The 19,516-nt window shown below is 60.1% G+C and carries 21 protein-coding genes; 11 read left to right on the forward strand and 10 right to left on the reverse strand.

Going from position 1 to position 19,516, the window contains the following annotated elements; genetic code table 11:
- Nucleotides 1–19 precede the first annotated feature (19 nt).
- From QRN10_RS08595 to QRN10_RS08605, 3 genes are all read left to right on the forward strand, one after another.
- Nucleotides 20–667, forward strand: a complete 648-nt coding sequence (locus QRN10_RS08595) for a c-type cytochrome (protein ID WP_285428199.1) — start codon at nt 20–22, stop codon at nt 665–667.
- Nucleotides 664–1,587 (forward strand): c-type cytochrome, encoded by a 924-nt coding sequence (locus QRN10_RS08600; protein WP_285428200.1) that lies wholly within the window; start codon nt 664–666, stop codon nt 1,585–1,587. Before QRN10_RS08595 ends, QRN10_RS08600 begins: the two co-directional genes overlap by 4 nt.
- 75 nt (nt 1,588–1,662) lie before the next feature.
- On the forward strand, nt 1,663–1,893 hold the full coding sequence (locus tag QRN10_RS08605) for a hypothetical protein (RefSeq protein ID WP_034098003.1): 231 nt from the start codon (nt 1,663–1,665) through the stop codon (nt 1,891–1,893).
- 4 nt (nt 1,894–1,897) lie between these two features.
- On the opposite strand, the gene QRN10_RS08610 is transcribed toward QRN10_RS08605, so the two are convergent.
- Together QRN10_RS08610 and QRN10_RS08615 are read right to left on the reverse strand one after the other, a co-directional pair.
- Complete coding sequence (locus QRN10_RS08610) at nt 1,898–2,179, reverse strand: hypothetical protein (RefSeq protein WP_181077723.1); 282 nt, start codon at nt 2,177–2,179, stop codon at nt 1,898–1,900.
- A 144-nt stretch (nt 2,180–2,323) separates the two neighbouring features.
- Nucleotides 2,324–2,509 carry a hypothetical protein gene (locus QRN10_RS08615; protein WP_181077722.1) on the reverse strand — a complete coding sequence of 62 codons (186 nt, stop codon included), beginning with the start codon at nt 2,507–2,509 and terminating at the stop codon, nt 2,324–2,326.
- A 307-nt stretch (nt 2,510–2,816) separates the two neighbouring features.
- Here QRN10_RS08615 and galU point away from each other — a divergent pair, with 307 nt between their 5' ends.
- A complete protein-coding gene (gene galU / locus QRN10_RS08620; RefSeq protein ID WP_003173830.1) occupies nt 2,817–3,656 on the forward strand; it encodes a UTP--glucose-1-phosphate uridylyltransferase GalU in 840 nt (279 codons plus the stop codon).
- Nucleotides 3,657–3,761: 105 nt separating this feature from the next.
- Complete coding sequence (gene gorA / locus QRN10_RS08625; RefSeq protein ID WP_266249452.1) at nt 3,762–5,120, forward strand: glutathione-disulfide reductase; 1,359 nt, start codon at nt 3,762–3,764, stop codon at nt 5,118–5,120.
- Here gorA and QRN10_RS08630 read toward each other — a convergent pair whose 3' ends face one another.
- Complete coding sequence (locus QRN10_RS08630) at nt 5,121–6,128, reverse strand: DNA-binding protein (protein ID WP_266249449.1); 1,008 nt, start codon at nt 6,126–6,128, stop codon at nt 5,121–5,123.
- A gap of 172 nt (nt 6,129–6,300) precedes the next feature.
- On the opposite strand from QRN10_RS08630, the gene QRN10_RS08635 reads away from it, so the two are divergent.
- The 3 genes from QRN10_RS08635 to ahpF all read left to right on the forward strand — a co-directional run bounded on the left by QRN10_RS08635 (nt 6,301) and on the right by ahpF (nt 9,629).
- The gene (locus QRN10_RS08635; RefSeq protein WP_266249447.1) at nt 6,301–7,233 is read left to right on the forward strand and encodes a site-specific integrase; all 933 of its coding nucleotides are present in this window, start codon (nt 6,301–6,303) and stop codon (nt 7,231–7,233) included.
- A gap of 133 nt (nt 7,234–7,366) precedes the next feature.
- Nucleotides 7,367–7,930: an alkyl hydroperoxide reductase subunit C gene (ahpC, locus tag QRN10_RS08640; RefSeq protein ID WP_003191303.1), complete on the forward strand. Its 564-nt coding sequence runs from the start codon at nt 7,367–7,369 to the stop codon at nt 7,928–7,930.
- Between the two features lie 133 nt (nt 7,931–8,063).
- Entirely contained in the window at nt 8,064–9,629 is a 1,566-nt protein-coding gene (gene ahpF / locus QRN10_RS08645) for an alkyl hydroperoxide reductase subunit F (RefSeq protein ID WP_181077714.1), read from the forward strand.
- Between the two features lie 51 nt (nt 9,630–9,680).
- Here the strand turns inward: ahpF and gloA are convergent, their stop codons facing one another.
- Nucleotides 9,681–10,202 carry a lactoylglutathione lyase gene (gene gloA, locus QRN10_RS08650; protein ID WP_181077713.1) on the reverse strand — a complete coding sequence of 174 codons (522 nt, stop codon included), beginning with the start codon at nt 10,200–10,202 and terminating at the stop codon, nt 9,681–9,683.
- Between the two features lie 196 nt (nt 10,203–10,398).
- Between gloA and QRN10_RS08655 the strand changes: the two genes are divergently transcribed.
- Nucleotides 10,399–10,935, forward strand: coding sequence for a DUF4946 domain-containing protein (locus QRN10_RS08655; RefSeq protein WP_181077967.1), 537 nt, complete (start codon nt 10,399–10,401; stop codon nt 10,933–10,935).
- 109 nt (nt 10,936–11,044) lie between these two features.
- On the opposite strand, the gene QRN10_RS08660 is transcribed toward QRN10_RS08655, so the two are convergent.
- From QRN10_RS08660 to QRN10_RS08670, 3 genes are all read right to left on the reverse strand, one after another.
- On the reverse strand, nt 11,045–11,407 hold the full coding sequence (locus QRN10_RS08660) for a histone-like nucleoid-structuring protein, MvaT/MvaU family (RefSeq protein ID WP_181077711.1): 363 nt from the start codon (nt 11,405–11,407) through the stop codon (nt 11,045–11,047).
- A 173-nt stretch (nt 11,408–11,580) separates the two neighbouring features.
- Entirely contained in the window at nt 11,581–13,122 is a 1,542-nt protein-coding gene (locus QRN10_RS08665) for an EAL domain-containing protein (RefSeq protein WP_285428201.1), read from the reverse strand.
- A 29-nt stretch (nt 13,123–13,151) separates the two neighbouring features.
- Nucleotides 13,152–14,078, reverse strand: a complete 927-nt coding sequence (locus QRN10_RS08670; protein ID WP_285428202.1) for a LysR family transcriptional regulator — start codon at nt 14,076–14,078, stop codon at nt 13,152–13,154.
- A gap of 76 nt (nt 14,079–14,154) precedes the next feature.
- Between QRN10_RS08670 and QRN10_RS08675 the strand changes: the two genes are divergently transcribed.
- Both QRN10_RS08675 and hppD read left to right on the forward strand, forming a co-directional pair.
- Entirely contained in the window at nt 14,155–15,078 is a 924-nt protein-coding gene (locus QRN10_RS08675; RefSeq protein ID WP_285428203.1) for a DMT family transporter, read from the forward strand.
- A gap of 261 nt (nt 15,079–15,339) precedes the next feature.
- Nucleotides 15,340–16,416, forward strand: a complete 1,077-nt coding sequence (hppD, locus tag QRN10_RS08680) for a 4-hydroxyphenylpyruvate dioxygenase (protein WP_253507779.1) — start codon at nt 15,340–15,342, stop codon at nt 16,414–16,416.
- Nucleotides 16,417–16,479: 63 nt separating this feature from the next.
- Here the strand turns inward: hppD and rarD are convergent, their stop codons facing one another.
- The 3 genes from rarD to QRN10_RS08695 all read right to left on the reverse strand — a co-directional run bounded on the left by rarD (nt 16,480) and on the right by QRN10_RS08695 (nt 19,478).
- The gene (gene rarD / locus QRN10_RS08685) at nt 16,480–17,361 is read right to left on the reverse strand and encodes an EamA family transporter RarD (protein WP_253507776.1); all 882 of its coding nucleotides are present in this window, start codon (nt 17,359–17,361) and stop codon (nt 16,480–16,482) included.
- Between the two features lie 125 nt (nt 17,362–17,486).
- Entirely contained in the window at nt 17,487–18,494 is a 1,008-nt protein-coding gene (locus tag QRN10_RS08690; protein WP_181077699.1) for an aldo/keto reductase, read from the reverse strand.
- 81 nt (nt 18,495–18,575) lie between these two features.
- On the reverse strand, nt 18,576–19,478 hold the full coding sequence (locus QRN10_RS08695; protein ID WP_181077697.1) for a LysR family transcriptional regulator: 903 nt from the start codon (nt 19,476–19,478) through the stop codon (nt 18,576–18,578).
- Nucleotides 19,479–19,516: the final 38 nt, after the last annotated feature.

Genomic DNA, 19,516 nt, shown 5'->3' on the forward strand with positions numbered 1-19,516 from the left:
CTATAAACAGGGAGTGATGATGAGACCTCTGCAACGAACACTGGTGGGGAGTGCACTGTTTTTTCTGCTGGGCAGCGCGCACGCGTTGGATGGCAGCAAGATTTTCACCGAGGGGGGCGCGCAGCCCGCAGCGATGGCCTGCGTCGCGTGCCACGGGGCGGACGGCGGCGGTGTCGCGGCGGCGGGGTTTCCGAGGTTGGCCGGATTGCCTGCGGCTTATCTGCGTAAGCAATTGGAGGACTTTAAGCGTGGCAGTCGCGATAACCCGGTGATGCGTCCACTGGCAATCGCGCTGACGGATGCCGAGGTACAAGCGCTGAGCCAGACCATCGCCGCAATGCCTGCTGCAGCGCCCGTCCCGGTGTATCGCAGCGAAATGCCGACCAATGCCGCGCAGAAACTTGCCTTGCAAGGCGCGTGGGAGCGGCAGATTCCAGCCTGTGTCAGCTGTCACGGGCCGGCTGGCAGCGGCGTCGGCGATACGTTCCCGCCGCTTGCCGGGCAGCCCGCGGGCTACCTCGCCGCGCAGTTGATCGCGTGGCAGAACGGCACCCGTCACAACGATGTCAACGACCTGATGGGGCCTATCGCCAAGTCACTGACTGCGCAGGAAGCCCAGGACGTGGCCCAGTATTTCGCGTCGTTAAGCCTGGAGGCCAAGCCATGAAGCCGTTTGTGCTTGTAAGCGTGGTCGGCTTGTTGATGGCTTTGCCGATCCAGGCCGCGACCATTGCCATGGAAGATCAATCCCAGCTGGTGCCACGCCCGGCTGGTCAACAAGCCGCGTTGTTTCAGCCACCGTCGGAAAAAGACTTGCCGGATAATGCGTACGGCAAGCTGGTCAGGCAGGGATATGCCTTATTCGTCGACACCAAGCGCCTGGCGCCGCAATTTGTCGGCAACGGCCTTAATTGCAGCAATTGCCATCTGGACCAGGGGCGCCTGGCCAACTCGGCGCCATTGTGGGCGGCTTATCCGATGTATCCGGCTTACCGCAAGAAAAACGACAAGGTCAACACCTACGCCGAGCGGCTCCAGGGTTGTTTCCAATTCAGCATGAACGGTGGCACCCCGCCGGCTGCCGACAGCCCGGAAATCACCGCGTTGTCCGTGTATTCCTATTGGCTGGCCAGTAAGGCACCCTTGGGCGTGGAACAGCCGGGGCGCGGTTACCCCGATGTGGCACAACCCGCGCAGGGCTACAGCATCGCCCGAGGCGCACAGGTGTATGGGGATCAGTGCGCGGTTTGCCATGGCGCGCAAGGGCAGGGGCAAAAGGTCGGCGATCACTACGCGATGCCGCCGCTGTGGGGTAAAGACTCCTACAACTGGGGCGCCGGCATGCACCGGATCAACACGGCGGCTGCGTTTATCAAGCACAACATGCCGCTGGGTAAAGGCGCCAGCTTGAGCGACCAGCAGGCCTGGGATGTCGCAGCCTACATCAACAGTCATGAGCGGCCGCAGGACCCGCGCCTGATTGAGGGCTCGGTAGAGAAAACCCGGGTGAAGTTTCATGCCAATGACGGTGTCAATCTATATGGCCAAACAGTGGAAGGCGTGCTGATCGGGCAGGGCATCCGTTAGACTGTCGGCCATTCAATGCAAAAATACCGCGCAGCCCTGGGGTTGCGCGGTATTTGTCTTTTTTGGAAGCCCGTTATGAAACGTGAAGATGTCAGAGCCCGCCACGCCGAGGGTCAGATCTCGGCCACCCATGTCATCCAGAATCCGGCCGATCTGGGCGAGTGGATCGTGTTTTTCAAAAAGAGCGGCGGGCGCAGTTTTTTCCTGGTGGACGATCAGGATGAAGTGGAATCTTTCCAGCGGCTGGATGACCTGATCGAGACCATTCGCGGCCTGGGCATCAAGTTCGCCGACATACAGCTATAAACGCTTACTTGCAGACCACAACCACGCTGCGGTTTTTGTAGTTGCCTACGTCCTGCCCCAGGGTCTTGTCGCTCTCCTTGAGCGACGGCGTGCCTTCGGTGCCAACGATGCGATAGCCGGTGCCCGCGCAGGATGCATCGGCTTTTTCGTAGCAGCTGGCCCAGGAATTGGCTTCGCCGGAACAGTCGATGGTCAGGCCTTGTTCGCCGTTTTTCAAATAGACGTCAGAGGTGGTAGTGCAGCCGGCGAGCGCCAGGACTGCAGTCAGTGCCAGAATCTTGTTCATAGGTGTTCGTCATCAAGGGTGTTAGGAGGGACGCGCTGACACTGTCGTGGGGCGTTTGCCGAAGATTATAGCGAACTGCCATCTACGTACAGACAAACGCAAAAAAGCCTCGCTATGCGAGGCTTCATGTACCCGGGCTGCTGCTTACTTGCCCTTCGGCCGCTTGCTCGATGCGTGACCGGCTTCGTCCACGAACACTTCAGCGACCGCAATGGCTTCACGCTCGGTCGCGAAGCAACCGGCAACGCTGTCGCCGTGAAAGTTGATCAAGTGCCAGCCGTCCGCACGCTGGGTAATCAGGTAGCCGTTCACACCTTTGGGTTCTGACATCTATTAACAATCTCGTGGTCTGGTTCAAGGGCGCAATCATAGCGCCAAATGTCGTCGACACGTGCACGTTAATCCACGTCAATGCACCGCAGTGAAAGCGTGCTAAAAGATTCAGGTAGATAGCGGCCATAAGCAGTCGGCAATTTTGCCAAGTCAATGGCGCTGCTGTTTGTAAGATAAGTGGAACTTACGCTCAGTTTTTTTCTCTATGATGACATCGCAACGCCAGCAGGACCCATTGTAAGGTGGCTGCGGCCTGATTAGACTGCGCCGAATTCCGTACGCATAGCCCTTTGTAAGGACCCATATGATCAAGAAATGCTTGTTCCCAGCAGCCGGTTACGGCACTCGCTTCTTGCCAGCGACCAAGGCCATGCCCAAAGAGATGCTGCCGGTGGTGAACAAGCCACTGATTCAGTACGGTGTGGAAGAAGCCCTGGATGCCGGTCTGAACGAAATCTCCATCGTGACCGGTCGCGGTAAGCGCGCGCTGGAAGACCACTTTGACATCAGCTACGAGCTGGAAAATCAGATCAAGGGCACCGACAAGGAAAAATACCTGGTCGGCATCCGCAAACTGTTGGACGAGTGCTCGTTCTCCTACACTCGACAGACCCAGATGAAAGGTCTCGGCCACGCCATCCTGACCGGCCGTCCACTGATCGGTGACGAACCGTTCGCCGTGGTACTGGCGGATGACCTGTGTGTGAACCTGGAAGGCGACGGCGTACTGACCCAGATGGTCAAGCTGTACCAGAAATACCGCTGCACTATCGTCGCGGTGATGGAAGTCAACCCGACCGAGACCAACAAGTACGGCGTTATTGCCGGCGACGACATTGGTGATGGCCTGATCCGCGTGCGCGACATGGTCGAGAAGCCGGCGCCGGAAGACGCACCGTCCAACCTGGCCATTATCGGTCGCTACATCCTGACCCCGGACATCTTCAAGCTGATCGAAGAAACCGAGCCAGGCAAAGGCGGCGAGATTCAGATCACCGACGCCCTGTTGAAGCAGGCCAAAGATGGCTGCGTAATTGCCTACAAGTTCAAGGGCCAGCGCTTCGACTGCGGCGGCGCGGAAGGCTACATCGAAGCCACCAACTTCTGCTACGAGCACTTCTACAAAACTGGCAAGGCGTACTGATTCACGCCTGTTCGCTGGTTTTAAGAGAAAGCCACCTTCGGGTGGCTTTTTCGTTTTTCAGCCCCATGTAAGTCGGTATGCTGATGTCCTGCCGAGGAGAGTGAAATGGCCTACGATTTTGATCTGTATGTAATTGGCGCCGGTTCCGGCGGTGTTCGCGCAGCGCGTTTCGCCGCAGGCTTCGGCGCCAAGGTGGCCGTCGCGGAAAGCCGCTACCTGGGTGGCACCTGCGTGAACGTGGGCTGCGTGCCGAAAAAACTGTTGGTGTACGGCGCGCATTTTGCCGAGGATTTCGAGCAGGCCAGCGGTTTTGGCTGGTCCCTGGGCGAGGCGAATTTCGATTGGGCGACGCTGATCGCCAATAAGGATCGCGAGATCAACCGCCTCAACGGCATCTATCGCAACCTGCTGGTCAACAGCGGCGTGACCCTGCACGAAGGGCATGCGCGCCTGGTGGATCCACATCAGGTGGAAATCAATGGAGAGCGTTTCACGGCCAGGCACATCCTGATCGCCACGGGCGGCTGGCCGCAGATTCCGGATATCCCCGGGCGCGAACATGCGATTGGCTCCAATGAAGCGTTTTTCCTCAAGGAGCTGCCAAAGCGCGTGCTGGTAGTTGGCGGCGGTTATATCGCCGTTGAGTTTGCCGGAATCTTCCATGGACTGGGCGCGCAAACCCGCCTGTTGTACCGCGGTGATTTGTTCCTGCGTGGGTTTGACGGCTCGGTGCGCAAGCATTTGCAGGAGGAGCTGACCAAGCGCGGTCTGGACCTGCAATTCAATGCCGACATCGAACGCATCGACAAGCAAGCCGATGGCAGTCTCAAAGCTACCCTCAAGGATGGTCGCGTGCTGGAAGCCGATTGCGTGTTTTACGCGACCGGTCGGCGCCCCATGCTGGATAACCTTGGGCTGGAGAACACCGGCGTCACCCTCGACGAGCGTGGCTTTGTGCAGGTCAATGATCAGTACGAGACCACCGAGCCTTCGATATTGGCCATCGGCGATGTGATCGGCCGCGTACAGCTGACGCCGGTCGCCCTGGCTGAAGGCATGGCCGTGGCTCGGCGCCTGTTCAAGCCTGAGCAGTACCGCCCGGTGGACTACGCGATGATCCCGACCGCCGTGTTCAGCCTGCCGAATATCGGCACGGTGGGCCTCACGGAGGAGGAGGCGAAGAAGAGCGGCCACCAGGTCCAGGTGTTCGAAAGCCGTTTCCGTCCGATGAAGCTGACCCTGACCGACTGCCAGGAGAAAACCCTGATGAAGCTGGTGGTGGATGCCGACACCGATAAGGTGCTCGGCTGCCATATGGTCGGGCCGGATGCCGGCGAAATCGTCCAGGGCCTGGCGATCGCGCTCAAGGCGGGCGCGACCAAACGGCATTTCGACGAAACCATCGGCGTGCATCCTACGGCGGCGGAAGAATTCGTCACCATGCGCACTCCCGTGGCCGACTGATCAGTCGGCTGGCTTGGCCTCTGGCGCCGTCGCAACGGCGGTAGCCAGACGCAAGGCTTCGATACTGGCCTGAGCCTTGATCAGGTCCAGTTCCAGGGCCTTGTTGGCTTGCTGGTATTCAGCCAATGCCTCCTGGCGCGACTGACTGTCCAGCAGTGCCACGCGCAGGCGCTCCTCAAGCAAGGCGCGCTCGCTGTCGATACGATTAAGGCGTTCGTTGAGCTTGAGATGCTCGGCCTGGTCCTTGCGGGCGCTCTCCTGCAGGGCCGCCAGCTCTTTGAGCGTAACTCGATGCTCGATGAGCAAGCGTTCGTTATCCCGATGCAATTGCGTGATCTCGTCCTGGCGAACCATGGCGCTCTGCTGGGCCTGGCGCAGTTCTGCCTGGATCTGCTGCAACTGACCCTCGTGCCGTCGCTGTTCCTGCTCGCGTTGTTCCTTGATGGCCGTGCGGTAGTGCTCAAGGGCATCCCGCGCGTGCGTGTGCTTGTCTTCCAATGAGCGGATCTGCTCGTCCTTGTCGTTGATGCGCAATTCGTAATCGCTGCATGCCTGGCTGAGCCCGGCGTTGCGGGTCTGCTCTGTCTGCAGGCTGGTGCTGGCGGTCTGCAGTGCCGCGCTTTCTTCGGCCAGAGCGGCGGCCTGAATATCGAACTGTTGCTGAAGTTGCTGGTGCGCGTCCTGCAGCGTTTGCAGTTGGGCGAGCAGGGCGGCCTTCTCTTGCTCAAATTGCGCCAATGCCAGGTCGATCGGCTCTTGAGCCTTGTCTTTAAGGCGCTGGGCCAGGCGCGCGACCAGTTCGCTCAATTCATCGTCGATCGGTGCCGCAGTAATGCTGGCGCGGGTTTCGCTGTCGTCCAGCTCCTTCAAATACCGATGAATGGTGGTTTTGGAGCCGGTATTGCCCATTTCGATGCGTACCGCGTCGATGCTGGGATGTTCGCCACGGGCGATGATCGCCAAGCGTGCCGTCTGAACCACTGCTTTGTTAATGCCGCCGCGTGCCATGGAGTCTCCGTCGATTTGATACTGTTTTACATAGTATGTATTTACATACTATATCACGTATGAAAACGCCGTTAAATTTGAGATCCAACAGATGGGATATTGGCGTATTATCCCGTGTCATGCGCGTTTTAAGCGCCTGCCACCTCCGTTTACCGTACGAATAGGCCCGCCCATGAGCGATCTGGATCGATACCTCACCGCCGCCACCCGCGATAACACGCGTCGCAGCTATCGCGCCGCGATCGAGCACTTCGAGGTTATCTGGGGCGGTTTCCTGCCGGCGACCAGCGACAGCGTGGCGCGCTATCTGGTGGCGCATGCGGGCGTGCTGGCGGTCAACACGCTCAAACTGCGCCTGTCTGCATTGGCGCAATGGCACATCAGCCAGGGGTTTCCCGACCCGACCAAGGCGCCGGTGGTGCGCAAGGTGCTTAAAGGCATCCGCGCCGTGCACCCGGCGCGGGAAAAACAGGCCGAGCCGTTGCAGCTCCAGCATCTTGAGCAAGTGGTGGCCTTTCTTGAGCGCGACGCGCAAGAGGCAAATGCGGCTCAGGACCCCGCGCGCGTGCTGCGCGCCAAGCGCGATACGGCCCTGATCCTGCTGGGTTTCTGGCGTGGTTTTCGCAGCGACGAACTGTGCCGTCTGCAGGTCGAGCATGTGCAGGCAACGCCTGGCGTCGGCATCAGCCTGTACGTGCCGCGCAGCAAAAGTGACCGCGACAACCTCGGCAAGACCTATCACACGCCGGCATTGTTGCGCTTGTGCCCGGTGCAGGCCTACAGCGACTGGCTGAACGCCGCGGCGCTGGTGCGTGGGCCGGTGTTCCGCAGCATTGATCGCTGGGGCAACCTGGCAGAGACGGGTTTGCACGCCAACAGTGTCATTCCGCTATTGCGCCAGGCGCTTGAGCGGGCCGGGATTGCAGCCGAGCACTACACCAGCCATTCGCTGCGCCGAGGCTTCGCCACCTGGGCCCATCGCAGCGGCTGGGATATGAAGTCGTTGATGAGTTACGTCGGCTGGAACGACATGAAATCCGCCATGCGCTATGTTGAAGCGACGCCCTTTCTGGGAATGACGCTGGCCAGCCAACCGTTGATTTGAATTTTCTTCTATATATACGGTTACCTGATAGCGAAAACCAATCGTCAGCATCAGGTTTGCCAATGAGCCATCTATCAACAGACTGGGTAGGATTCACCCCATCAACTTCTTAACCCCTGACGGAGAGTCAACGATGCCTATCATCAACAGCCAAGTAAAACCGTTCAAAGCCACCGCGTTCAAAAACGGCAGCTTCGTAGATGTGACCGACGCTGACCTGAAAGGCAAGTGGTCGGTCGTGTTCTTCTACCCAGCCGACTTCACCTTCGTTTGCCCAACCGAGCTGGAAGACCTGGCTGACAACTATGCCGAGTTCCAGAAACTGGGCGTCGAGATCTACAGCGTTTCCACCGACACCCACTTTGCCCACGCGGCCTGGCACAACACTTCGCCGGCCATCGGCAAAATCCAGTACACCATGATCGGCGACCCGACCCTGACCATCTCGCGCAACTTCGACGTGCTGATCGAAGAAGCCGGCCTGGCGGACCGCGGTACCTTCGTGATCAACCCGGAAGGTCAGATCAAAATCGTTGAGCTGAACGACGGCGGCGTTGGCCGTGACGCTTCCGAGCTGCTGCGCAAAATCAAGGCTGCTCAATACGTTGCCGCCCACCCGGGCGAAGTCTGCCCAGCCAAGTGGAAAGAAGGCGAGGCCACCCTGGCTCCGTCCCTGGACCTGGTCGGCAAGATCTAAGTCTGTGAAGCACCTGGGGCGGGTTTCCGCACCTGTGAAGTAAGCCGCAACCGCCCCTAAAAACGCCCGGGCGAGATTCGCTCGGGCGTTTTTTTTCGACTGTAATAAACCGAATTAACAGGAAATCGCCCGTATGTTGGACGCCAATCTTAAAGCTCAGTTGAAGTCATACCTGGAACGGGTCACCCAGCCGATCGAGATCGTCGCTTCCCTCGACGACGGTGCGAAATCCCAGGAAATGCTGGCTCTTTTGCAAGACGTCACCAGCCTCACCACGCTGATCACGTTGAAAACCGATGGCGATGATGCGCGCAAGCCGTCATTTTCCATCAACCGGCCGGGTGCCGAAATCAGTCTGCGTTTCGCCGGCATCCCCATGGGCCATGAATTCACTTCGTTGGTGCTGGCCCTGCTGCAAGTCGGTGGCCACCCGTCGAAGGCCAGTGTTGAAGTGATTGAACAAATCCGTGCGCTGAAGGGCGAGTTCAGCTTCGAGACGTACTTCTCACTCTCCTGCCAGAACTGCCCGGACGTGGTCCAGGCGTTGAACCTGATGGCCGTGCTCAACCCCAACATCCGCCACGTCGCCATCGACGGCGCATTGTTCCAGGCCGAAGTCGACGAACGTCAGATCATGGCGGTACCGAGCGTCTACCTCAATGGTGTGAACTTCGGCCAGGGCCGCATGGGCCTGGAAGAAATCCTCGCCAAGCTCGACACCAGCGGCGCCGAAAAAGCTGCCGAGAAAATCAGCGCCAAGGCCGCCTTTGATGTGCTGGTGGTCGGCGGAGGCCCGGCGGGCTCGTCGGCGGCCATCTACGCGGCACGTAAAGGTATCCGCACCGGTGTCGCCGCTGAGCGTTTCGGTGGCCAGGTGCTGGACACGATGTCGATCGAGAACTTTATCTCGGTCCAGGAAACCGAAGGGCCGAAACTGGCCAGTGCCCTGGAAGCCCACGTGCGTCAGTACGACGTTGACATCATGAACCTGCAGCGCGCCAGCAGCCTGGTTCCAGCAAAGAATCCCGGAGAGCTGCACGAGATCCGCTTCGAAAGTGGCGCCACGCTCAAGTCCAGAACGGTGATCCTTGCCACCGGCGCACGCTGGCGTGAAATGGGCGTGCCGGGCGAGCAGGAATACAAGGCCAAGGGCGTGTGCTTCTGCCCGCACTGCGACGGCCCGCTGTTCAAGGGCAAGCGCGTGGCGGTGATCGGCGGCGGCAACTCCGGTGTCGAAGCAGCCATCGACCTGGCGGGTATCGTCAGTCACGTGACGCTGCTTGAGTTCGACAGCAAGCTGCGCGCTGATGCGGTGCTGCAGCGCAAGTTGTACAGCCTGCCGAACGTGGAGGTGATCACCAGCGCATTGACCAGCGAAGTGAAGGGTGACGGTCAGAAAGTCACCGGCCTGGCATACAAGGATCGCGACAGCGGTGCGTTCAAAACGCTCGACCTGGAAGGCATTTTCGTACAGATCGGCCTGCTGCCCAATACCGACTGGCTCAAGGGCACGGTGGAGCTGACGCCCCGTGGCGAGATCATCGTCGATGCCCGTGGTGAGACCTCGCTGCCCGGCGTGTTTGCCGCCGGCGATGTCACCACAGTGCCGTACAAGCAGATCGTGATTGCAGTGGGCGAGGGCGCCAAGGCTTCCCTGAGCGCGTTCGATCACCTGATCCGCACATCCGCCCCGGCGTAAAACCGAGCACGCAAATGAAAAACCCCATGAGCGATCATGGGTTTTTTTTGTTTACATCGGTGCTGGCTGAATGATCTCAACCCAGTAACCGTCCGGGTCCTTGATGAACGCCAGGCTTTTCATGCGGCCATCGGTCAGGCGCTTCTGGAAGTCGCAGCCCAGGGTTTCGAAGCGCTCGCAGGCAGCGACGATATCCGGCACCGAAATGCAGATATGACCAAAGCCGCGCGGGTCGGTGTTGCCGTTGTGGTAGGCGAAGGCAGGGTCGTTTTCGGTGCCGTGGTTGTGGGTCAGTTCCAGGATGCCGGGGATCGACTTCATCCACTGAGTACGCTCGGCGGCGTCTGCGGGGATCTGGGTTTTGTCCACCAGGGCCAGGAAGTAGAGGCTGAATTCGGCTTCCGGAAAATCGCGCTTTTCAACCAGCGAGAAGCCCAGAACGCGGGTGTAGAAATCCAGCGAACGAGTGATGTCTTTGACGCGTAGCATCGTGTGGTTGAACACGAAGTGCGTGGTGGCGGTGTCAGGTTGCGCGGTAACGCCGGGGACAGTGTTCAGTTCGTGCAGGCTCATGGGCCCTCCAGAAAAAAATGGGGCAAACGCGACTCCACTCGGGAGCGCTCCCTTGGCTTGCGGCAAGCATTCATGCAGCCGGGCCATGATACGCAAGGCCTGGCCGCCGCGCCAAATGAAAAAGCCCGGCGCGGGCCTTGCGACCAGCCGCTGGAGGGGCTCACACTTTGTGGCTCGACCCTTTGGTGTTTTCGCAATGATCGACTGTCGTAAACCGCTATTGAGCGCTATGTGTGTGCTGCTGGCCAGCCCGTGGGCAGTGGCTGCTGAACCGGAAATCCATTGGCCCAGCGGCTGGCAGATCGAAGAGGTGGCCCCTGCGGCGGATACGCCCGCCCAGGCGCAGGCTGTGTCCCGGCAACGGGCGATCAAGAATGACGAGAATGGCAAGACCCTGATGGTTATGGAATTGACTGGTACGCCCATTGAAGCGGGGCATAAAGTTAATCTTCAAGGGGTGTTGCTGGAGATGCGCAAATCTATCCAGAAAGACTTCGCCCAAGGTGGCTATCAAAGTGTGTGCACCAAAATGCACCCTACGACATTAAGCCGTCTCGATGCGCTGGAAACTACTTGCGTGATTACCGAAAACGGCCGTCACGTGCTCTCGCAAACATTGATAGGCGCGGTGGATACCGATAAAGCGTATGTATTTTCATACGCCGGTCAGGCACAGGCCTATGACGAAAGCAAGAATGAAGTGGGCTCGGTGCGTAACAGCTTGAAACTTTAAGCCAGTGGCATCGAGCGATTCTGAACAAAATGAAATGTTATTTAAGTTCACTTTCGAACCTTGAATAAAAAGCCCCGCATGTGCGGGGCTTTATGTGACTGGGTGCGGTTCACTTGCGCAGCCAGGACTCTACGGTTTGTGCGCCGTGCTCTTCCTTCCAGGCTTTGAGGCCACGGTGGTTGCCGCCCTTGGTTTCGATCAACTCGCCGGTGTGCGGGTTCTGATAGACCTTGACGACGCGTGCGCGGCGCTGCTTTGGCGCGCTGGCAACGCTGCTGGCCTTGCCTGGGTTAGGGTCCAGGATGGCAATAATGTCACGCAGGCCCTTGCCGTAGGTTTTCATCAGCCCCTGGAGTTTTTCTTCGAATTCGATTTCTTTCTTCAGGCTGGCATCGTTCTTCAAGGATTCCAGCTGGGCAAGCTGCTCTTGAAGGGCTCTTTCTGCTGCGCGAAATTCGGCGAGTTTGGACAAAATCGGTACTCCAATAGTGTAGTTGGCTGATATCAACTGCAAACAAAGCTGCAAGCCAAGCGCTTTAAGGTGACTCTAAACGGGCAAGAAAAATTGTAGTAGTTAATACGTCACGAGTAAATCACGTCTTTTGTCTCATTAACACTTTTTGAAGCTGCCTAGTGCGGGCCTATTCAATCCTTGGCCAGGGTGTTAACGAATTCCTCACACGGTAGTGGCCGGCCAAATAGATAACCTTGAAGGAAGTCGACTCCTCGACTCGCGAGGTATTGGCACTGCTGCGCTGTTTCAACGCCCTCGGCGACGATACCCAGGTCAAGCTTGCCGGACAATTCAATGATGCTGTCCAGGATATGCCCGGACAGCGCGTCGACGCCGATCATGGCGACAAAGCTCTGGTCGATCTTCAGGTAGTCCACATTGAAGTTGCGCAAATAACCCAGGCTTGAATGGCCGGTGCCGAAGTCGTCGATGGCGATCATCACGCCCAGCGCGTGGAGCGCCTCGAACAGGCGACGGGTGATCTCAGTGGGCTCGATCAACTCGCGCTCGGTCAGTTCCAGCACCAGCGTAACCTGCCCCGGGGCGAAGGCCGCGAGGAACTCGCGGCAGTCGTCTACCAGTCGCAGGTCCTGGCAGTGACGCGCGGTGATGTTTACGCCGATATGGAACCCCGGCGTGAAACGCGACGCGTGAGGCGCCAACTCGGCGGCGGTCCGGCGGAGCAGGGCGCGGGTCATCGGCACGATCAGGCCGCAATCCTCAGCCAGCGGAATGAACAGGTCCGGGCGCACCAGGCCTTCCTTCGGATGCTTCCAGCGCATCAGCACTTCGCAACCGGCCCACGCGCGGGTGTCGCCGCGCACCACCGGTTGGTAGTAAGGGATGAACTCATTGGCGCCCAGTGCCCGTTGCAACTCATGGGTTGGCGACGAGGCGCGCTTTTGCAGCCAGTGCGCCAGCAGTGCCGCCAGCCCGCCAAAAAACACCAATAGGCTGAACAGGGCAGGGTAACGCGCCTGCATGTAACGCCACACCTCACCGTCCGGCATGCCGGCATCGACACTGTAGGCATAGCGCGTCGAAGTCAGGTGCTGATGGGCCACCGCGAACGTCGGCGGCGGTGTCCGGCGCACCTGGCCATCGGCGTCGAGCCAGTGCGGGCCGACCTGCAGAATCAGTTGCGCATAGCGGCTGATCAGGCGCAGGGCATTGGTGAGGTGGTAGCCGTCAACCGAGGCGAACGCGGCCTTGTCCCCTTCAACCAGGCGATAAACCAGCAGCGCGGTGTCCGGGGTGACCGGGTTGCCGTCCATCAGCCACAGGCGCCCATCGACGTAATCATCCGGGTTGACCGGCGAGGTGTAATCGCCGCCGAACAGGGAACTGCAATAGATATTTTTCTGCCAGGACAACGTGGTGGCGCGTACAAATGGCCGGCGCGTCACCTGTTCGCGCAGCGCCAGTTGAGTGGCGCTGTCGCACGGCTGCCCGGCCAGCGGCACCAGCGCCTGGGCGGCAAGCGCGGTGTTGTCGAGCATCAGGTCGAACTGGCGCACCGCCTCTTCGGCGGTCTGCGTCGTGCTTTGCTCCAGGGTACGTTCGGCCTGCCAATACAGGATGACGACCCCGAGCAGCACGGGCAGCAGGCCACACATGGCGCTGATCGAGAAGCGGGTAATGGGCTTTCGAGGGCCATTGACACGAAGCGGCATGGGTTCTGGGGCCTGTTGCGCAGCGGGGGTTACCGGCGCGCCGGTGAGGAATGTTTCGATGATAGATGGCCGGGCTCAAATATGCTCGCCTTGGTCAGGTTTTGTGCAATCTCTATGAACGCCAGCGCAGCAGGAGATGCCTGTCGCCGATCCAGCACTGCCAGGCCGATCCGGCGCGCAACGCTGGGTAGCAACGGCCGTGTGACGTAGCGCGAATCGTGACCGCAGGGTAACGACGCCTGCGCCACGACACTGACGCCGTCACCCCGGCAGACCGCCTCCAGCGTGCTCAGCAGCTGCGCGCAGCGATAACGCACCTTGGGTTGCAACTGGGCGCCGGCAAACAGCCGGCTGACCAGCTCCGACGACCCGGCTTCGGTCAGAATAAACGGATCATCGCACAGCGCCCGCAGGGGCAAGGCGTCCTGCGCGGTCAGCGGATGGTCCGCCGGCAGCAGCGCGACCATCTGATCCTCGCACAACGCGAAGGTATCGAAGCGCTCCTGTTCCAGCACCACAAAACCGACGTCGATGCGCCGCTCCTCCAGCCACTGGATCACCTGCCGATCCGGCCCTTCGTCTACATGCACTTCAATTCCCGGATACTCGGCGCGAAAGCGCTGGAGGATGGCTGGCAGCAACCGTATCGACGCGGTCGGGCCGAATGAGCCGATGCGTAAGGTGCCGCGCTTCATGCCACGGGCGTCCGCGGCTTCCTGTTGCAACGTATTGGCCAGACCAAGCATGGCGCGTGCGCGTGCAAGTAATTGCAGGCCGATGTCGCTGGGTTCGACCAGGGTTTGATGCCGCCGGAATAGCGCCACGCCCAGCTCCTGCTCCAGCGCCTTGATGGCATGGGACACGGCCGATTGGCTGATACCCAGGCGGTGGGCGGCACTGGTAAAGCCCTGCAGTTCGGCAACCAGGGAAAAGATTTCCAATTGGGTCAGGGTCATGAGTGTTTACTCATTTTACGATGATGAGTCATTACTCAGAGAATACCTTCAATCAGCCACGCCTTGAGCCACAATCATGCATCCCACCTCGGATCATCTGACTTACTGCAAGCTTGCCGCCGTTACCATGATCTGGGGTGGCACCTTCGTCGCCGGTCGCTACCTGGCCGATCATATCGACCCACTGCTGGCCGCCAGCCTGCGGTTTATCCTGGCCAGCCTGGCGTTGCTGTTGTTCATGGCCCTGGCGCGCATTCGACTGGTGCGGCCAACGGGTAGGCAACTGCGACAGTTGGCCTTGCTGGGTTTTTTCGGGATTTTCTTCTACAACCTGTGTTTCTTCTATGGGCTGCACTACATCAATGCCTCGCGAGCATCGTTGATCGTGGCCCTGAACCCTGCGGTGATCGGCCTGGCGTCCTCGCTGCTGTTCAAGGAACAACTGGGGCGCGCACGCATCATCGGTATCGCGCTATGCCTGGGGGGCGCCGCGACCGTGATTGTCAGCCGCAATCCGCAGTTGCTCCAGAGCGCTCCCAATCATGGGCTGGGGGACCTGCTGATTCTGGGCTGCGTGGTGGGGTGGGGCATTTATTCGTTGTATTCCCGTGAACTCAACGCCAGCCTCGGGCCGCTGCAGACAGTGACCTGGTCGGTGCTGCTGGGCGCCGCGATGCTGGCCGCCGCCACCGCCTTCATGGGCGGTTTCTCGCTTCAGGCAGTGAGCCGCATTGACCTGCCGCAGGCGCTGAGCCTGGGCTATCTCGGCGTGCTGGGCTCGGCCCTGGCCTATATCGGCTACTACGACGGCATCCGCCGCATCGGCGCCACTCGCTCCGGCGTGTTTATTGCGCTTAACCCGCTCACTGCGGTCATCTGTGGGGCGCTGTTGCTGGGCGAGCCACTCAGCGCGCCGATGCTGATGGGTGGCGCGGTAATACTGTGGGGTATCTACCTGTGCAACAAACCCCTTGCACCGGCGCGGGTGATGGGGATTTGATAAGAGTACGGACAAACCCTGTTACGCTGTGTAGAATCGATTTACGCATACAAGAATATGGACTTGCGCTCACGCAAGCCTCGGCCGTCAGAGACTGATGCAACCATGAAGCGACTCGGCTCCCCCCTCATCTTTGGTGACTTCCTCGCCCGCAGCGTGCGAGGCCTGTCCTGCGCGCCACCCCCGTACCTCATCCTTGCTGGCAATTGATTTTTCGTTAATCAGACTCTTTATTTCAAAGAGCAGGATGAGGCACCGAACATGACCGACCAACACGCAAACCCAATGGGCCTGATGGGCTTTGAATTCATCGAATTCGCCTCGCCGATCCCAGGCACCCTTGAGCCGATCTTCGAGATCATGGGGTTCAGCAAAGTCGCCACCCATCGCTCCAAGAACGTGCACCTGTATCGCCAGGGCGAGATCAACCTGATCCTCAACAACGAGCCCAACAGCATCGCCTCGTACTTCGCGGCGGAGCACGGCCCGTCGGTGTGCGGCATGGCGTTCCGGGTCAAGGATTCGCAAAAGGCCTACAACCGCGCACTGGAACTGGGCGCTCAGCCGATCCATATCGAAACCGGCCCGATGGAACTCAACCTGCCGGCCATCAAAGGCATCGGCGGCGCGCCGCTGTACCTGATCGATCGTTTCGGCGAAGGCAGCTCGATCTACGACATCGATTTCGTCTTCCTCGACGGTGTGGACCGCAACCCTAAGGGCGCCGGCCTCAAGGTCATTGACCACCTGACCCACAACGTCTATCGCGGGCGCATGGTGTACTGGGCCAACTTCTACGAGAAGCTGTTCAACTTCCGTGAAGCTCGCTATTTCGACATCAAGGGCGAGTACACCGGCCTGACCTCCAAGGCCATGAGCGCCCCCGACGGCATGATCCGCATCCCACTGAACGAAGAGTCCTCCAAGGGCGCCGGGCAGATCGAAGAGTTCCTGATGCAGTTCAATGGCGAGGGCATCCAGCATGTGGCGTTCCTCACCGACGACCTGGTCCAGACCTGGGACGCGCTGAAGAAAATCGGCATGCGCTTCATGACCGCGCCGCCGGACACCTACTACGAGATGCTCGAAGGTCGCTTGCCCAACCACGGCGAGCCAGTCGATCAACTGCAGGCCCGTGGCATTCTGCTGGACGGTTCGTCCATCGAAGGCGACAAGCGTCTGTTGCTGCAGATCTTCTCGGAAACCCTGATGGGCCCGGTGTTCTTCGAGTTTATCCAGCGCAAGGGGGACGATGGCTTCGGCGAGGGCAACTTCAAGGCCCTGTTCGAATCCATCGAGCGTGACCAGGTCCGTCGCGGTGTGTTGACCGCCGACTGAACGCACGTGTAGAAAAAAGCCCGGCCAACGTAAACCCTGGCCGGGCTTTTTATTGCCTGGGCGTTACGCCCGGCGCTGGCGCACCAAGTGCTTGAACCCTTCAAACACCAGGACCATGACCGCGATCCAGATCGGAATGTAGGTCAGCCATTGCCCGGCCTTGATGCCTTCACCCAGCAAGAGCGCCACCAGCAGCAACAGCACTGGCTCGACATAACTGAGCAGGCCGAACAGGCTGAAGGCCAGCAAGCGACTGGCGATGATATAGCTCACCAGCGCCGAGGCACTGATCAGGCCCAGGGTCGGAATCAATGCATAGAGCTTCGGCTGCGCATCCATCACCGCAAAGCCCTGTTCGCCACTTTGCACGAACCACCATGCCACGGGCAGCATCAGCGCCATGTCCAGCCACAGGCCGCCAAGGTGATCGGTCTTGAGGTATTTGCGCGCGATGAAGTACAGCGGGTAACCGATGATGACCACCAGGGTCGCCCAGGAGAACCCACCGGCCTGATACAACTCGTTGAGCACACCGAGCGCGGCAAAAAATACCGCGATCTTCTGCAAATAGGACAGCTGTTCGCCCCACACCAGGCGCCCGGTCAGCACCATGGTCAGTGGCAACAGGAAATACCCCACCGACACGTCCAGGCTGCGCCCGTTGAGCGGCGCCCACATGAACAGCCACAACTGCACGCCCAGCAGGGCCGACGACACCACCACGCCGGCGATCAAGCGTGGCTCGGCCGTGAGCCGGCGCAGCAGTTCCCACACGTGTCGCCACTCGCCGCTGACCACCATGAATACCGTCATGCACGGCACGGTCAGCAACATGCGCCAGCCGAAAATCTCCAGGCCGCTCAATGGCGTGAGCAACGACGTGAAGTAGTACATGACGGCAAACAACACCGAGGCCGAGACCGATAACACCACACCTTTAGACACACTGTCCTCGCGAAAGCCGATTCAATCAAAAGAGCAGGGGATTATGGTGCTTTCGGCGCGTCAAGGCTGCTCTGTTTTGGGGCAAATCACCGAAAACTTTCTTACGCTGCGCTGTCAGAGCGCGCTCACAGCGGCGTGCGTCCCGAAACGAAGTGGCCCACGTCATTGAACCCTGGTGTGGACGCATGCCCCGGCGTGACCAGCGAATCAATGAACGCCTCGTCTTCGGCCGTGATCTTCACCTGCAGCGCGCCGGTGTAGGCATCCCATTGGGCTTCGGTGCGCGGCCCGACAATCGCCGAACTCACCGCGGCGTTGTTGAGCACCCAGGCGATGGCGAATTCCACCATGCCCACGCCACGCCCTTGGGTGTACTGCTGGATCTGCTGGGCGATGCGCAGCGACTCCATGCGCCATTCGGTTTCCAGGATGCGCTTGTCCTGGCGCGCGGCGCGGCTGCCGGCTTGCGGGGTGACATCCGGGGCGTATTTACCGCTCAACACCCCGCGCGCCAGCGGGCTGTAGGGCACCACGCCGAGGCCATACGCAGCGGCGGCGGTGATCTGCTCCACCTCGGCCTGGCGGTTGACGATGTTGTACAACGGCTGGCTGATTACAGGCCTGTCCACGCCCAGGCGTTCGGCCACGCGGATCACTTCTGCAATGCGCCAGCCGCGATAGTTGGACAGGCCCCAGTAGCGGATCTTGCCCTGGCGAATCAGGTCGCCAATGGCCGAGACGGTCACTTCCAACGGCGTCTGGTGGTCTTCGCGGTGAAGGTAGTAGATGTCCAGGTAATCGGTGTCGAGGCGGGTCAAGCTCGCATCGAGCGCGTTGAATATTCGCTTGCGGCTCAGGCCGCTGCGGTTGGGCACACCATCGGCCGGGCCGAAGCCGACTTTTGACGCCACCACCCAATCGTGGCGCTGCCGGGCGATGGCTTCACCCACCAACTCTTCGGAACGCCCGCCGGTGTACACGTCCGCCGTGTCGATAAAGTTGACACCCTGATCCCAGGCCTTGTCGATGATGCGCAGCGAGTCTTCGGTGTTGGTCTGTTCGCCGAACATCATGGTGCCCAGGGTCAGGACACTGACCTTCAACCCGGACTGGCCCAACGTGCGATAAATCATGCAAAGCTCCTTGCGGCTATGAGACGTGACCTATGCAATACCAGAGTCGCCAGCTCTGGAACAAGACCCGCGCGCGTTTCTTCACGCACTCAGCAGGGCCTGGCAGCGCGCTTGTAGAAATCGGTGCAGCACTTTCACTCGCTCCGACACCTGCAGGCGGTGAGGGCACATCAAGTTGAACGGCGTGGGTTCTCCCTGCCAGTCAGGCAACAGGCGCACCAGGCGTCCGGCCTTGAGGTCCCGGGCGATGTCGAGGTTGGCTTTGTAGGCAATTCCGTGGCCAGCCAGCGCCCAGCGCCGCACGATTTCACCGTCATCGCTCAGGTAGTCGCCCGTCACCTCGACTTCCTGCAATGCCGTGCCCTGTCGAAAGTACCAAGTGCTGTTGGCCCGGCCCTGACGCATGTACCGCAGCGTGTTGTGCTGCGCCAACTCCGCCGGCGTGCGTGGTGTGCCGTGGCGCGCCAGGTAGTCGGGGCTGGCGCAGGGCAGGCGTTGGTGGCCGGGCACCACCGGCAGCGCCACCAGGCTGGAATCCCGTGGGACGCCGAAACGCAGCGCAATGTCGACGGTGTCGCGAAACAGGTCGGCATTGCTGTCGTTGAGCAGTAATTGCAGGCGGATGTTCGGGTGTTCCAGCTTGAACTCATCCAGCCAGCCCAGCACCACATTGCGCCCGAAATCCGAGGGTGCGGCCAGCTGCAGCAAACCGGTCAGGCCCTGGCTCTGCTGCCTGAGCGCTTGCTCGCCTTCGGCCAAAGCAGCCAGGGCCTCGCGCGCGCTGTCGAGGTAGCGCCGGCCTTCTTCGGTCAGGCGCATGCTCCGGGTGGAGCGTGCCAGCAGGCGAGTGCCCAACCGGGTTTCCAGGCGTTTGAGAGCAATACTGGCCGCTGCCGGAGTCAGGCCCAACCCTCGGGCAGCGGCGGACAGGCTGCCCGTGTCGGCGGTGCGCACGAAGACTTCAAGGTCCAGGAGTGAACTCATTTGTAAAAATCCTTTAAAGATCCTGTCGTTTTACCGGG

This window comes from Pseudomonas sp. lyk4-R2A-8 (assembly GCF_030209095.1).
Classification (GTDB): domain Bacteria; phylum Pseudomonadota; class Gammaproteobacteria; order Pseudomonadales; family Pseudomonadaceae; genus Aquipseudomonas; species Aquipseudomonas quebecensis.

Excerpts from the sequence above, each read along its gene's own strand:
- QRN10_RS08635 (WP_266249447.1), top strand. The coding sequence starts at position 6,301 with ATGAGCGATCTGGATCGATACCTCACCGCCGCCACCCGCGATAACACG.
- QRN10_RS08600 (WP_285428200.1), top strand. The coding sequence starts at position 664 with ATGAAGCCGTTTGTGCTTGTAAGCGTGGTCGGCTTGTTGATGGCTTTG.
- QRN10_RS08655 (WP_181077967.1), top strand. The coding sequence starts at position 10,399 with ATGATCGACTGTCGTAAACCGCTATTGAGCGCTATGTGTGTGCTGCTG.
- gloA (WP_181077713.1), bottom strand. The coding sequence starts at position 10,202 with ATGAGCCTGCACGAACTGAACACTGTCCCCGGCGTTACCGCGCAACCT.
- QRN10_RS08595 (WP_285428199.1), top strand. The coding sequence starts at position 20 with ATGAGACCTCTGCAACGAACACTGGTGGGGAGTGCACTGTTTTTTCTG.
- hppD (WP_253507779.1), top strand. The coding sequence starts at position 15,340 with ATGACCGACCAACACGCAAACCCAATGGGCCTGATGGGCTTTGAATTC.
- QRN10_RS08670 (WP_285428202.1), bottom strand. The coding sequence starts at position 14,078 with ATGACCCTGACCCAATTGGAAATCTTTTCCCTGGTTGCCGAACTGCAG.
- QRN10_RS08675 (WP_285428203.1), top strand. The coding sequence starts at position 14,155 with ATGCATCCCACCTCGGATCATCTGACTTACTGCAAGCTTGCCGCCGTT.
- QRN10_RS08690 (WP_181077699.1), bottom strand. The coding sequence starts at position 18,494 with ATGATTTATCGCACGTTGGGCCAGTCCGGGTTGAAGGTCAGTGTCCTG.
- QRN10_RS08695 (WP_181077697.1), bottom strand. The coding sequence starts at position 19,478 with ATGAGTTCACTCCTGGACCTTGAAGTCTTCGTGCGCACCGCCGACACG.
- QRN10_RS08615 (WP_181077722.1), bottom strand. The coding sequence starts at position 2,509 with ATGTCAGAACCCAAAGGTGTGAACGGCTACCTGATTACCCAGCGTGCG.
- QRN10_RS08630 (WP_266249449.1), bottom strand. The coding sequence starts at position 6,128 with ATGGCACGCGGCGGCATTAACAAAGCAGTGGTTCAGACGGCACGCTTG.
- galU (WP_003173830.1), top strand. The coding sequence starts at position 2,817 with ATGATCAAGAAATGCTTGTTCCCAGCAGCCGGTTACGGCACTCGCTTC.
- ahpF (WP_181077714.1), top strand. The coding sequence starts at position 8,064 with ATGTTGGACGCCAATCTTAAAGCTCAGTTGAAGTCATACCTGGAACGG.
- QRN10_RS08605 (WP_034098003.1), top strand. The coding sequence starts at position 1,663 with ATGAAACGTGAAGATGTCAGAGCCCGCCACGCCGAGGGTCAGATCTCG.
- QRN10_RS08665 (WP_285428201.1), bottom strand. The coding sequence starts at position 13,122 with ATGCCGCTTCGTGTCAATGGCCCTCGAAAGCCCATTACCCGCTTCTCG.
- gorA (WP_266249452.1), top strand. The coding sequence starts at position 3,762 with ATGGCCTACGATTTTGATCTGTATGTAATTGGCGCCGGTTCCGGCGGT.
- ahpC (WP_003191303.1), top strand. The coding sequence starts at position 7,367 with ATGCCTATCATCAACAGCCAAGTAAAACCGTTCAAAGCCACCGCGTTC.
- QRN10_RS08610 (WP_181077723.1), bottom strand. The coding sequence starts at position 2,179 with ATGAACAAGATTCTGGCACTGACTGCAGTCCTGGCGCTCGCCGGCTGC.